At 66.1% G+C, this 13634-nt stretch carries 12 protein-coding genes; 3 read left to right on the top strand and 9 right to left on the bottom strand.

Annotated features, from left to right (window positions below):
- Nucleotides 1-83: 83 nt before the first annotated feature.
- The 8 genes from eda to AC0CH3_RS06515 all read right to left on the bottom strand — a co-directional run bounded on the left by eda (nt 84) and on the right by AC0CH3_RS06515 (nt 7581).
- The gene (gene eda / locus AC0CH3_RS06480) at nt 84-698 is read right to left on the bottom strand and encodes a bifunctional 4-hydroxy-2-oxoglutarate aldolase/2-dehydro-3-deoxy-phosphogluconate aldolase (RefSeq protein WP_354302789.1); all 615 of its coding nucleotides are present in this window, start codon (nt 696-698) and stop codon (nt 84-86) included.
- Nucleotides 695-1663, bottom strand: coding sequence for a glucokinase (gene glk, locus AC0CH3_RS06485; protein ID WP_354302791.1), 969 nt, complete (start codon nt 1661-1663; stop codon nt 695-697). Before glk ends, eda begins: the two co-directional genes overlap by 4 nt.
- 88 nt (nt 1664-1751) lie before the next feature.
- Nucleotides 1752-3566 (bottom strand): phosphogluconate dehydratase, encoded by a 1815-nt coding sequence (edd, locus tag AC0CH3_RS06490; protein ID WP_354302793.1) that lies wholly within the window; start codon nt 3564-3566, stop codon nt 1752-1754.
- A 1-nt stretch (nt 3567) separates the two neighbouring features.
- Nucleotides 3568-4272, bottom strand: coding sequence for a 6-phosphogluconolactonase (gene pgl, locus AC0CH3_RS06495; RefSeq protein ID WP_354302795.1), 705 nt, complete (start codon nt 4270-4272; stop codon nt 3568-3570).
- A gap of 213 nt (nt 4273-4485) precedes the next feature.
- Entirely contained in the window at nt 4486-5949 is a 1464-nt protein-coding gene (gene zwf, locus AC0CH3_RS06500; protein ID WP_354302797.1) for a glucose-6-phosphate dehydrogenase, read from the bottom strand.
- Between the two features lie 21 nt (nt 5950-5970).
- On the bottom strand, nt 5971-6897 hold the full coding sequence (gene argC / locus AC0CH3_RS06505) for an N-acetyl-gamma-glutamyl-phosphate reductase (RefSeq protein WP_354302798.1): 927 nt from the start codon (nt 6895-6897) through the stop codon (nt 5971-5973).
- Complete coding sequence (locus AC0CH3_RS06510) at nt 6894-7103, bottom strand: hypothetical protein (protein WP_354302800.1); 210 nt, start codon at nt 7101-7103, stop codon at nt 6894-6896. Before AC0CH3_RS06510 ends, argC begins: the two co-directional genes overlap by 4 nt.
- Before the next feature lie 166 nt (nt 7104-7269).
- Nucleotides 7270-7581 carry a MarR family transcriptional regulator gene (locus AC0CH3_RS06515; RefSeq protein WP_056021912.1) on the bottom strand — a complete coding sequence of 104 codons (312 nt, stop codon included), beginning with the start codon at nt 7579-7581 and terminating at the stop codon, nt 7270-7272.
- A 234-nt stretch (nt 7582-7815) separates the two neighbouring features.
- On the opposite strand from AC0CH3_RS06515, the gene secG reads away from it, so the two are divergent.
- Both secG and AC0CH3_RS06525 read left to right on the top strand, forming a co-directional pair.
- Nucleotides 7816-8208 carry a preprotein translocase subunit SecG gene (secG, locus tag AC0CH3_RS06520; RefSeq protein ID WP_056021915.1) on the top strand — a complete coding sequence of 131 codons (393 nt, stop codon included), beginning with the start codon at nt 7816-7818 and terminating at the stop codon, nt 8206-8208.
- A gap of 85 nt (nt 8209-8293) precedes the next feature.
- The gene (locus tag AC0CH3_RS06525) at nt 8294-9928 is read left to right on the top strand and encodes a CTP synthase (protein WP_056021917.1); all 1635 of its coding nucleotides are present in this window, start codon (nt 8294-8296) and stop codon (nt 9926-9928) included.
- A gap of 227 nt (nt 9929-10155) precedes the next feature.
- Here AC0CH3_RS06525 and AC0CH3_RS06530 read toward each other — a convergent pair whose 3' ends face one another.
- The gene (locus tag AC0CH3_RS06530) at nt 10156-10632 is read right to left on the bottom strand and encodes an Hsp20 family protein (protein ID WP_354302803.1); all 477 of its coding nucleotides are present in this window, start codon (nt 10630-10632) and stop codon (nt 10156-10158) included.
- Nucleotides 10633-10885: 253 nt separating this feature from the next.
- Between AC0CH3_RS06530 and AC0CH3_RS06535 the strand changes: the two genes are divergently transcribed.
- Nucleotides 10886-13378 (top strand): TonB-dependent receptor, encoded by a 2493-nt coding sequence (locus AC0CH3_RS06535; protein ID WP_354302805.1) that lies wholly within the window; start codon nt 10886-10888, stop codon nt 13376-13378.
- Nucleotides 13379-13634 lie beyond the last annotated feature (256 nt).

Consider the following 13634-nt stretch of genomic DNA (forward strand, 5'->3'; position numbering starts at 1 on the left):
TACGCCCCTTCAGGTCTACTCGGTCTCTACTCAGCACGAACGGGCAGGGGGTGACGTGGGCATGGGTGCCTCACGTCCGATCGTTACCCCCGTAACGCGTTTGCCGCGCGCGCCTTCATTTCGATCTCCGCCATCGTGCCGCCGGTGACCCAGCTGCCACCGACGCACAGCACCGGCTTGAATGCGAGCCATTCGGGTGCGCTGGCTTCGGTGATCCCACCGGTCGGGCAGAAGCGCGCCTGATAGAAGGGTGCCGCCAGCGCCTTCAGCGCCTTCAGCCCGCCGCTCGCCTCCGCCGGGAAGAACTTGAAATGCGTGAGGCCGAGGTCGAGCCCAGTCATGATGTCCGCGGCATTGGCGATGCCGGGCAGGAACGGCACGCCGCTCTCGATGATCGGCGTCGCGAGCCGCTCGGTCAGGCCGGGCGAGACGATGAACTCGGCGCCCGCGTCCATCACCTCGGCGAACTGGCGCGTGTTGACGACGGTGCCCGCACCGACGATCGCGCCCTCGACCTTCTTCATCTCGGCGATCGCCTCGAGCGCGGCGCCGGTGCGCAGCGTCACCTCGAGCACGCGCAAGCCACCGGCGACGAGCGCCTCCGCGAGCGGACGCGCCAGCGCCGCGTCCTCGATCACCAGCACCGGGATGACGGCGCTGGTCTGCATGATGTCGACGATCGTGGGGGTCGTGGTCATTGCGTGTGTTCCTGTGCGAAGGCGGCCGCGGCGCCGAACAGGCCGGGCTGGGGATGAGTGATGAGCTTGACGGGCATCGCCGCCATCATCGTCTGGAACCGGCCCTTGGCGACGAAGCGCTGGTCGAAGCCCGAGCGGATCAGGCGATCCTTGATCCGGAAGCCGAGCCCGCCCGCGATCACGACCGCCTTGGCGCCCTGTGCCAGCGCGAGATCGCCCGCAACCGCGCCAAGCGCGAGGCAGAAACGGTCGAGCGCTGCGAGCGCGATCGAATCGGTGCCGTCGATCGCTTCGGTCCAGATCGTCCGGTCGTCGCGGCTGGGCACCGAGCGTCCTTCCATCTCCGCGAGCGTCTCGTAGATCGCGACGATGCCCGGCCCCGCGACGACGCGCTCGGCAGAGACCCGGGTGAAGGTCTTGCGCAACCGCTTCAGCAACGCATCCTCGATCCCGTCGAGCGGCGCGAAGTCCATGTGGCCGCCCTCGGTTTCGAGCACCTGATAGCGGTTCTTGTGACGCAGCACCTGCGCGACGCCGAGCCCCGTGCCCGGACCACAGACCGTGGTGATCCCCTCGGCGGGGAGCGGCGTATCGGGACCGCAGAGGTGGATGAAGTCGCTGTCGGGCACCTGCGCGACGGCATGGCCGACCGCACCGAAATCGTTGACGACCACCCACTGGTCCGCCTTCAGCCGCTCGGTGATCAGCGACTTGCGGATGATCCACGGATTGTTGGTCAGCCGGATCACGTCGTTGGCGACCGGCGAGGCGACCGCGATGCCCAGCGCGCGGGGCAGGGGCCGTCCCAGCCCCGCCTCGAACGCCTGATAGGCGGTCTGCAGCGACGCGTGGTCGGCGGTCTTCATCGTCACCGGCTCGCCCAGCTTGACGACGCGGCCATTCTCGACCTCGGCAATCGCAAAGCGCGCATGCGTCCCGCCGATATCTGCCGCTACGATTTCCATTGGTCTCTCCCGATCCTTGATCTCTTATCGTCGTTCGTCCTGAGCGACGTCGAAGGACATCGCCCGGAACGAACGGTAGGCGCGGGCTTTAAAGTCCCGCGCCCGCCAGCATCGCCGACGCGCCCTTTTCGGCCTCGTCGGCCAGCCCGCGGAACATGCCGAACAGCTCGCGGCCCATGCCGCTGACCGCGGGGGGCAACGTCACCATCTCGCGCGTCGCCCACACGTCCGCGTCGACCAGCGCCTCGAGCGTGCCGTTGACCGCATCGACGCGGATCATGTCGCCGTCGCGGATCAGCCCGATCGCGCCGTCGAGCAGTGCCTCGGGCGAGCAATGGATCGCGCACGGCACCTTGCCGCTCGCGCCCGACATGCGCCCGTCGGTGACCAGCGCCACCTTGAACCCGCGATTCTGCAGCACGCCCAGCGGCGGGGTCAGCTTGTGCAGCTCGGGCATGCCGTTCGCGCGCGGCCCCTGGAAGCGGACGACGACGACGACGTCCTTTTCCAGCTCGCCGCGCTTGAACGCCTCGATCACGTCGAGCTGGTCGTCGAACACCATTGCGGGCGCCTCGACGATCCAGCGATCGCGCTCGACCGCGGACACCTTGATGCACGCGCGGCCGATATTGCCCGCGAGGATCCGCATACCGCCATCCGCCGAGAACGGCGCAGTCGCGGGGCGAAGGATCGTCTCGTCACCGCTGTCGGGCGTGTCTTGCCATTCGAGCGCGCCGTCCGCGACGACCGCGGTCTTAGCATAGGCCGACAGATCCTGTCCGCCGATCGTCATGATATCGCCGTGGAGCAGGCCTTCGCCGAGCAGTTCGCGGATGACATAGGGCATGCCGCCCGCCGCCTCGAACGCGTTCACGTCCGCCGAGCCGTTGGGATAGACACGCGCGATCAGCGGCACTGCGGCCGACAGGCGATCGAAATCCTCCCAGTCGATCACGATCCCCGCCGCACGCGCGATCGCGGGGACGTGGAGGAGATGGTTGGTCGACCCGCCCGTCGCGAGCAGGCCGACCGCCGCATTGACGATCGCACGCTCGTCGACGCAGCGGCCGAGCGGCCGGTAATCGTCGCCGCGCGCGCCGATCTTGGCGAGCCGGTGGACCGCGGCGCGCGTCAGCTCCTGGCGCAGCTTGGTGCCCGGATTGACGAACGCCGCGCCCGGCATGTGGAGGCCCATGACCTCCATCATCATCTGGTTGGTATTGGCGGTGCCGTAGAAGGTGCAGGTACCCTTCGAATGATAGGCGCCGATCTCCGCCTCGAGGAGTTCCTCGCGGCCGACCAGCCCTTCGGCGAACTTCTCGCGCACCGCGGCCTTGGCCTTGTTGGGCAATCCGGTCGGCATCGGCCCGCCCGGGATCAGCACCATCGGCAGATGCCCGAAGCGCAGCGCGCCCATCAGCAGCCCCGGCACGATCTTGTCGCAGATGCCGAGCAAAGCCGCGCCCTCGAACGTGCCGTGGCTCAGCGCGATCGCCGTGCTCAGCGCGATCGTGTCGCGGCTGAACAGCGACAGCTCCATCCCCGGATAGCCTTGCGTCACGCCGTCGCACATCGCGGGCACGCCGCCCGCGACCTGCGCGGTGGCACCTGCCTCGCGTGCCCAGACCTTCATCAGCTCGGGGTAGCGGTAATAGACCGCATGCGCCGACAGCATGTCGTTATACGCCGTCACGATGCCGATGTTCATGCCGGCATCGGCCTTCATCGCATCACGGTCCTCCTCGGTCCCGGCATAGGCGTGCGCGAGGTTCGCGCAGCCCAGCGACGGCCGGCGCACCTGCGCCTCGCCCTCGCGGTCGATCAGCGCGAGATAGGCGGCGCGGCTGTCGCGCGACCGTTCGATGATCCGGTCGGTGACCGCGGAGACGACGGCGTTTAGCATCTCAGGCGGCCCAGTGGATGTCGACGGGCAGCTCGACCTCGGCCAGCACGCGCCCGATCGGATATTTGGACGACGGACCCTGCTCGATCGCCTGTTCGAGCAGCGTCTTCTTCTCCTCGCCGGTGATCATGATCATCAGCGCCTTTGACGAAGCGATCGCCGCCGCGGACAGGGTGACGCGCGCGACCGGCGCCTCGGGCGGCAGCGGCTCGGGCATCACGCCCACCGCGCGGCGTTCCTTGGGACCGCTCAGCGCCTCGTCGAAATCGGGGCCGGGGAAGATCGACGCGGTATGGCCGTCTGTGCCCATGCCGAGAAGGCAGAAGTCCAGCGGCCAGTGCAGGTCCTGCATCAGCGCATCCGCCGAGCGGCCCGCCGCCTTGTAGTCGGAGATCGCGTCGGGGACGATCGGCTTCACCCGCGCACCCTTGGGCAGGAAGATCTTGGCGAGCGCGGTAACGTTCGACAGCGGATCGCCCAGCTTCACGATACGCTCGTCGCCGGGGATGATCGTGACCTTCTTCCAGTCGAGCTTGGCCTGGGCGAGCTTCTCATACGCCGCCATCGGCGTCTTGCCGCCCGCCAGCGCGATCACCGCCGAGCCGCGCGCGTCGAGCGCACTCTCGATGACGAACTGGATATCGCCGGCAACGGCGTTGGCGAGTTCCTCGGAATCCTCGTAATCCCACCATTCGATCTCGGTCATATGCTCAAACTCACTCAGTAATTATTGTTCGTGCCCGACGGTACCGTTCGTACCCGACATTCCCGCTCGTGCCTCGCAGGCCGTTCGTGCCGAGTAGGGATCGAGCGAAGCCGAGAGCCCGTATCGAGGTACAATGCCACAAGCGGGCCATCCCTCGATACGCCATCTCGACTTCGCTCGATGATTACTCGGGACGAACGGAAAAAAGCACCTTCAGTCGTCCTGCCAGGTCACGCCGTCGCGCTCGGTCAGCGCGATCGCGGCGGACGGGCCCCAGCTGCCCGACGGATAGCTTTTGGGCTTCATTCCGTTGGCTTTCCAGCCCTCGCGGATTGCATCGATCCACGTCCACTGCGCCTCGACCTCGTCGCGGCGCACGAACAGCGTCTGGTCGCCCTCGATCAGGTCGAGCAGCAGGCGCTCATAGGCGATACGTCGCCGCGTCCCTGCAAATTCCGCATCGAGGCTGAGGTTCAGCGGCACCTCGCGCAGGCGGACGCCCTCGCGGTCGAGACCCGGTTCCTTGGCCATCACCAGCAGCTGGACATATTCCTCGGGCTGGAGGCGGATGATCAGCATGTTCGGCTGCAGCAGCCCGCCGCGCCCCGCGAACATCGAATGCGGTACCGACTTGAACTGGATCGCGATCTCGCTGCGGCGGGCGGCCATGCGCTTGCCGGTGCGCAGATAGAAGGGAACGCCGCGCCACCGCCAATTGTCGACATGCGCCTTGATCGCGACGAACGTCTCGGTGGTCGACGCCTCGCCGAGCTCGTCGGCATAGCTTTTCACGAACTTCCCGTTCACCGCGCCTTCGCCATATTGGCCGGTGACCGTGACATGCGGCACCTCCTCGGGCTTGATGAGGCGGAGCGAGCGGAACACCTTCGACTTCTCGTCACGGACGTCGGTACCCTCGAACCGCGCGGGCGGCTCCATGGCGATCAGCGCGAGCAGCTGGAGAATATGGTTCTGGACCATGTCGCGCAGCGCGCCCGCGCTTTCATAATAGCCGGCACGTTCCTCGAGACCCACGGTCTCCGAGATCGTGATCTGGACGTTGTCGATCCCCTGCGCGTTCCAGACGGGCTCGAAGAACGAGTTGCCGAACCGCAGCGCGAGGATGTTCTGGACGGTTTCCTTGCCGAGATAATGATCGATCCGGTAGGTCCGGTCCTCGGGGAAGGCCCGTGCGACCGCGTCGTTGATCTCGCGGCTGGTGTCGAGGTCGTAGCCGAGCGGCTTTTCGAGACCGACGCGCACCGTCTCGCCGGCAAGCCCGACCTTGTGAAGGCCTTCGATCGCCGATTCGAACAGCGAGGGTGCGGTCGAGAGATAGATCGCAAGACCGCCGGAAATGTCGCCGATCTTGTCCGCGAGCGGCTGGAACGCGGCGGGATCGGACAGGTCGGTCGGCTGGTAATGAATGCGCTCGAGGAACGACGCGATCGCGTTCTCGTCCTTGCGGTCGTCCGACAGAAACTCGCCGAGCGCCTTCTCGGCGAACGCGCGGTACTGCGTATCGTCATATTCGTGGCGCGCGGCACCGGTGATCGTCAGCTCCTCGGGCAACAGCCCGTCGGCGTGAAGGCCATAGAGCGACGGCAGCAGCATGCGCTGCGCGAGATCGCCGGTGGCGCCGAACAGGAGCAGCTTGGCTACGGGATTACGATGCATGGAAGCTCCTGAACTGCCCGGTCAGAAGACCAGGCCGGCGACCGGGTCGACACCGGCCATGATGTTGAGGTTCTGGACTGCGGCGCCGCCGGCACCCTTCCCCAGATTGTCGAGCGTCGCGATCAGCCGCGCATGGCCGACCGCGTCGTTCCCGCACACCCTCAGCGTAAGCCGATCGGTGCCGGCATTCTCCTCGATCTCGACCACGCCAGCGTCACCGGCGGCCATGTTGACGAGCGTCGATCCCTCGAACGCGGCGCGCAGGACGTTCTCGATGGCCGCGAGCGAGGGGCGGCCGGGCAGGGCATGCAGGTGCAGCGGCACCTCGACCACCATGCCGCGATACGCGTTGGCGACCGCGGGTGCAAAGATCGGGGCATGCGTCAGCCCGGCGTGCTGCGTCATCTCGGCGATGTGCTTGTGCGCGAGGCCGAGCGCATAGGCGCGGAACGCGGTCGTCGGGCCATTTGCCTCGAATTCGGCAATCATCGACTTGCCGCCGCCCGAATAGCCCGACGCGGCATTGATGCTCAGCGGCAGGTCTGCGGGGATCAGCCCGGCGGCGACCAGCGGCGCGACCAGCGCGAGGAAACCGGTCGGGTAGCAGCCTGGATTGGCAACGCGCGCGGCGTTCGCGATCCGCTCCGCCTGGCCCGGAAGTTCCGGAAAGCCATAGGTCCAGCCCGGCGCGACGCGGTGCGCGCTCGACGCATCGATCACGCGCGTGCGCGGGTTGTCGATCAACGCCACGGCTTCGCGCGCGGCATCGTCGGGCAGGCAGAGGATGACGAAATCGGCGTCGTTCAGCGCCTGACGACGGGCCTCGGGATCCTTGCGGCGTTTTTCGGGCAGCAATGCGATTGTCAGATCGGTGCGACCCGCCAACCGGTCGCGAATTTCGAGCCCGGTGGTACCAACCGCGCCGTCAATGAAGACCGTCGCGCTCATGCCGCCACCGCCGCTAGCGCTGCCTGATCGATCGCATCGAGATCGACATAGCCGACCAGCCCGCTTGGCCGCGCAACGCCCCAGGCAGACTTGCCCGCGATCTCGAGCACTTCGAGCGTGTCGCCGCTGTTGAGCGTTGCCATTGGTGTGCTGTCGTCGTCGCGCGCGCTGCGCAACGTCACCGGGCGGGCGACAATACGTGGCATGGGAACGGCGTAATGCGGCGCGAAAACCAGCTCGGCGAGGCGGATGTCGGCAATGTCGCGCCGTACCGCGTGCGTCCGCGGGTCGAGCTCGACCGACCGCCCCGTCAGCGCAAAGCTCTGCCGGGGCGAATCAACGGCGTCCCGGCGCGGCGAGACGGTGTCAGGCTTATGCCGCGTGGGGCTGGGCGTCGTTATCGCCGATGAATTGCCCGAATTCTTCAAGAAACACTGCCCCTTCGCTGGTCCGTGCGACAAAGATGTTGCGCTTGTCGCTATCGTCGCGTTGCCGGCGCAGATAGCCGAGGGCACCCAACCTGTTCAAGGCGCGCGTTACGACGGGCTTCGATACGTTCAGTGCACGCGCCAGACCGCGCACGGTATGCGGGCCGGGTTTGAGGTAGACGAGCAGGAGGAGCGCCATCTGGCGATTGGTCAGATCAGGTTCACCCGACCGGACATAATCAACCAAAGCCGTCATCCAGGTTGATAGGGTATTGACTGCCATTGATGCCACAGCGTTGATCCGCCATCTGAATATTAAGCACGATGCTCATCCAAGAGCGTCATTACGGTGTCACAACGCCCGCCCTCGCGGCTTGTTTCCGTGGTTTCGGGCTGAGGGCGCGATAAGCGGAGCCCGGGTTGCGGTTGATCGTTGCCGCTGACTCGCCTATGTGCGCGCCTTCGCAAAAGTTCCGGGGTTTTCCGCGCAATGTTCGCCTTTCTGCTTGTCATCCACGCGATCATCGCGGCGGCCCTTGTCACCGTGATCCTCATGCAGCGCTCGGAAGGCGGCGGTCTGGGCATGGGCGGCAGCCCGGCGGGGCTGATGTCGGCGCGTGGCGCGGCGGATTTCCTGACGCGCGCGACCGGCGTCCTCGCGACGATGTTCGTGCTCTTCTCGATCCTGCTCGCGGTGCTTGCCGCGAATCACCGCACCAGCGAGATCGATACCTCGCTGGCACGCACGCCAGCCGCAGCGGCCACCGCGGTCCCGACCGCGCAGCCCAAGGGCGACGCCGCGCCGTTCGCCGGTGGTGCCGAGAATGCGGGCGTCGCTGCGCCGGCCCCGGCCGACAACGGCGCCGTCCCGCTAGCCAACTAAACACTCCATTCGCCGACAAAAGGCCCCTGCGTGATCCGCGGGGCTCTTGTCGTTCGTCCCCAACACACGCTACGAGACTCTTCCCATGGCTCGGTACATTTTCATCACCGGGGGCGTGGTATCGTCGCTCGGTAAAGGTCTCATGGCGGCATCGCTTGCCGCCCTCCTCCAGGCACGCGGCTACAGCGTCAGGATCCGGAAGTTCGATCCGTATCTGAACGTCGATCCCGGCACGATGTCGCCCTATCAGCACGGCGAGGTCTACGTGACCGACGACGGCGCCGAGACCGATCTCGACCTCGGTCACTATGAACGCTTCACCGGCGTGCCCTCGCGCCAGTCGGACAACGTCACCTCCGGTCGCATCTATCAGCAGATCATCGCGCGCGAACGCCGCGGCGACTATCTCGGCGCGACGGTGCAGGTCATCCCGCACGTCACCGACGCGATCAAGGCGTTCGCGCGCGCCGAGACCGACGATGTCGACTTCGTGCTCTGCGAGATCGGCGGCACCGTCGGCGACATCGAATCGCTCCCCTTCATCGAGGCGATTCGCCAGCTGAAGAACGAGGAAGGCCGCGGCAAGGCGATCAGCATCCACGTGACGCTGGTCCCCTACATCGCCGCCGCGGGCGAGTTGAAGACTAAGCCGACGCAGCATTCGGTCCGTGAGTTGGCCGCGCTCGGCGTCCAGCCCGACGTGCTCGTGTGCCGCTGCGAGCACCCGCTGCCGCCGTCGGAGCGCGCCAAGATCGCGCTTTTCTGCAATGTGCCCGCAAGCGCGGTGATTCCTGCGCTCGACGCGAAGAGCATCTACGGCGTGCCGCTCCAGTATCACGGCGAGGGCCTCGACATCGAAGTGCTCCGCGCGTTCGGGATCGAGCCTGCCGAGGCACCCGATCTGTCGCGCTGGACCGAGATCATGGACCGGCTGACCAATCCGCAAGGCGAAGTCACGATCGGCGTGGTCGGCAAATATGTCGGGCTGCAGGACGCGTACAAGTCGCTCAACGAGGCACTGGTCCACGGTGGAATCGCGAACCGCGTCAAGGTCAACGTCCGCTGGATCGACGCCGAGCTGTTCGAGAATGCCGAGAGCGACATCGCCGGCCAGTTGGAGCCATGCGACGCGATCCTCGTCCCCGGTGCGTTCGGCGAACGCGGCGCGGAGGGCAAGATCGCCTCGGTCAAGTTCGCGCGCGAGCGCAAGATCCCGTATTTCGGGATCTGCTTCGGGATGCAGATGGCGTGCGTCGAGGGCGCGCGCGACCTGAGCGGCGTGCCCAATGCGTCGTCGACCGAATTCGGCCCGACCGACGAGCCTGTGGTCGGCATGATCACCGAATGGATGGGCCGCGAGGGGCTCGAGACGCGCGCGGCGGAAGGCGATCTCGGCGGTACGATGCGGCTCGGTGCCTATGATGCCAAGCTCGCGGGCAACAGCGTCGTCGCGTCGATCTATGGCGGCACCGAGATCTCGGAACGCCACCGCCATCGCTACGAGGTCAACACCGGGTACAAGGAAGCGCTCGAGCGCGGCGGCCTCGTCTTCTCGGGTATGTCGCCCGACGGTACGCTCCCCGAAATCGTCGAGCGGCCCGACCACCCCTGGTTCGTCGGTGTCCAGTTCCACCCGGAACTGAAGAGCAAGCCCTTCGACCCGCATCCGCTGTTCGCCAGCTTCATCGAAGCCGCCGTGAAGCAGAGCCGCCTGGTCTGAACTGCAGTGGGCGCCCCCCAAAGGGCGCCCACGAAAGCGGAGTATTGATCACGCGAAGACGCAAAGGCGCGGAGGGACTCGAACCCAGGCGCCGCTCACATAAGACCCCAAAATCTTCGCGCCTTAGCGCCTCCGCGCGAACAAACTTCCTACGCTCCGAACCCCAGACACAATAAGGGCGCCCGGACCCAAGAGTCCGGACGCCCAACAATCCTAGGCAACGTCGTTCAGGCAGCCTGGTCGATCACCGCCGTATCCGCGCTCGCGTCGACCGCAGCCAGCGGCGCGCCGGTCTTGATCGCGATGCTCTTGGGCTTCATCGCCTCGGGCACTTCGCGGACCAGATCGATCACCAGCAGGCCGTCTGCAAGCCGCGCGTCGTGCACCAGAACGAAGTCGGCGAGCTCGAAGCGCCGCTCGAACGAACGGTTGGCGATGCCGACATGGAGCAACTGTCCTTCGGGCGCCTTTTCGTCCTTCTTGCCCGACACCAGCAGCAGGTTCTGCTGCGCGGTGATCGCGATTTCGTCGCGCGCGAAACCCGCGACCGCGAGCGTGATCCGATAGCGGTCCTGCGCGATGCGTTCGAGATTGAACGGGGGGTAATTATCGGACGATGCGGCGCGCGCGTTCGTCTCGATCATGTCGAACAGCCGGTCGAAACCAACGGTCGAGCGGCGATAGGGGGTAAGGTCGAGTCGCATGGTCAAATCCTCGTCTTGAGCAATCCAACAAAAGCCCATGTCCGCCTGTGCGCGACTTGGGCGCGTAGCCCGTCTGGCACTGCGCGGTGCAGATCTGGGATCGCGTCCGGATCCGTCAAGAGGGCGAAATCCCCGCGACCAGGGGAAAATTATCCGCTTCGATAGGCACGCTTTCCCGGTGGCAAGCTGAATCGCGTTGAACGCCCACCAAATCAGTAGAGTTTAACGGGGACGGCTCAGGGGAATTCACGGAATGTCGATAACATTAGCGTTTCTACTCGCGGCGCAGGCGGCTGTGCCCGTCCAACCCGCGCCCGATTCAGCCCAGACCGCACCCGCCCAGTCCACACCCACCGACGCGGCGGGAGAGTCGCGTGACTCCGCCCGCGAGACCGGACGGCTCGGCACCGCGCAGCAGGGCGGGGGGGACATCGTCGTCACCGCGCGTCGTCGCGCCGAGACGATCCAGAGCGTCCCCATCGCGATCTCGGTCATTGGCGGGCAGGCGATTGCCGACACTGGCGCGTACAACGTCAACCGCATCACGCAGCTCCAGCCAACGCTGCAATTTTATTCGACCAACCCGCGCAACTCGGCTGCCAACATCCGCGGGCTCGGCGCGCCGTTCGGCCTGACCAACGACGGGATCGAGCAGGGCGTCGGCATCTATGTCGACCAGGTCTATTACAGCCGCATCGCCTCGGCGACGTTCGACTTCACCGATACCGAGCGGATCGAGATCCTGCGTGGCCCGCAAGGCACGTTGTACGGCAAGAACACCACCGCGGGCGCGATCAACATCTATACGCGCAAGCCCAGCTTCACTCCCGAGGCGCGGATCGAGCTGACCGCGGGCAATCTGCAGTTCGTCCAGGCAAAGGCATCGGTGTCGGGGCCGCTGGTCGACGACAGGCTTGCGATCCGGCTCTCGTCGTCGATCACGCGCCGCAACGGGACGATCGAGAACGTCCGCACGGGCAAGGACGTCAACGCGCAGGACAATCAGAGCCTGCGGGGGCAGCTCTACTGGCATGCGACGGGCAATCTCGATCTGACGCTGTCGGGTGACTACAACCACCAGGATCCCGATTGCTGCGCGCAGATCTTCGCCCGTGTCGGCAAGACGCAGCGGCCGACCGCGCGTCAGTACGACGCGCTCGCGGCCGCATTCGGCTATGCGCCGCCATCGCGCGACGCGTTCGACCGCGTCACCGATCTCGATACCCCGCTGCGTGCCAGGCAGGAACTGGGCGGCGCTTCGCTGCTCGCCGAATGGGATCTGGGTGCGGTGTCGCTGACGTCCGTTTCCGCGTGGCGGTTCTGGGACTGGAAGCCGTCGAACGATCGCGACTTCATCGGGCTGCCGATCACCACCGTGTCGGCGAACCCGTCGCAGCAGGAACAGGTCAGCCAGGAGCTTCGCCTGTCGTCCAACGGCCGCAACACCGTCGATTACGTCGCGGGGCTGTTCTACTTCCACCAGACGATCGATACGCAGGGATTGCAGGTCCAGGGCCCCGCCGCGAGTCGCTATCTGCTCAACCCGACCAGCGCGAACGCGTCGAACCCCGCGGTGCTCAACGGGCTCACCTCGGTCAACACGATCGGGTTCGAGAACACGTCGGCCGCAGGGTTCGGCAAGCTGACGTGGCACGTCACTGACAAGCTGTCCTTCGCACCCGGCGTCCGCGTCAATTATGACAAGAAGACGGGCTCCTACGTATCGGTCGTGACGACCGGCGCGGGCGCGGTGCTGAATTGCTCGACCGCGGCGCAGGGGGCGAGTTCGGTCGTCCGCGACCAGTGCAGCACGCTCGCGCCACAGGTCTACACCCCGGATTTCGACGACTGGAACGTGTCGGGCGACGCGACGCTCGCCTATGATCTCGCGCAGGACATTCACGCCTACGCGACCTATGCGCGCAGCTACAAATCGGGCGGCATCAACCTGTCGGGGCTCCCGCTCGACGGTGCGAACAACCCGATCCTCGCCTCCGCGACGGTCAAGCCGGAGACCGTCAACCACTATGAGCTGGGGCTGAAGACGCAGTTTCTCGATCGCCGCGTGACGCTGAACCTCGCGGGCTTCTGGACCGAGATCAACGATTACCAGGCGACCGTCACCAACGGGCAGCTGGGGGTGCTTCGCGGTTATCTGGCGAATGCGGGCAAGGTCCGGACGCGCGGGTTCGAATTCGACTCGGCGTTCCGCCCGACCTCGCGGTTCAATGTCTATGCCAACGGTGCCTATACCGACGCCAAATATGTCCGCTTCGTCGATGCGCCGTGTCCGCCCGAGCTCTCCGGCGGGTCGGCACCGACCGCGACCAGCCCTGCGGCGCCTGCGGGCACCGGCACCGTCAGCCCGTCCAACTGCAACATCTCGGGACAGCGGCTGCCCGGCATCTCGAAATGGGCGTTTTCGTACGGGGCGGAATATGACCTGCCGGCCCGGATCGGCGACCTCGATGGCCAGGTCTATCTCGGCTATGACGGGAGCTATCGCTCGACCTTCTCATCCAACCCGTCGCCCTCCGCCTATACCAACATCAAGGGCTATGCGCTCAGCAACTTCCGCCTCGGCTTCCGTGGCGAGGACCGGCTGAACGTATTCGCCTGGGTCCGCAACGCGTTCGGCAAGGACTATTACGAGCTTCTCGCGCTACAGTCGGGCAGCACGGGGCTGATCGTCGGCCAGCCGGGCGATCCGCGCACTTACGGTGTCACGGTATCGCGGTCGTTCTGATGCGGTTCAGCAAGGATATGCAAAGGAATCCCCTCTAAGGGGGGCGCCGGGCGGGAAGTGAGATCCGGAAGCTCCCGCTTTCCGCCCGGCAACTAATCTACGATGATGAAGTACAGCCCAAGTCCAGAACTGTTCCGGACAAGCAAACGCCCGGACCGTTGCCGATCCGGGCGCCTGCGTGACGATCGCTCGTCAGCCCCCATTTTTTCGCTTCCGCTCAGCACCTTGGGTGCGGCGTAGAAGCATTCCCCGAACC

Source organism: Sphingomonas sp. AC449, from assembly GCF_979253475.1.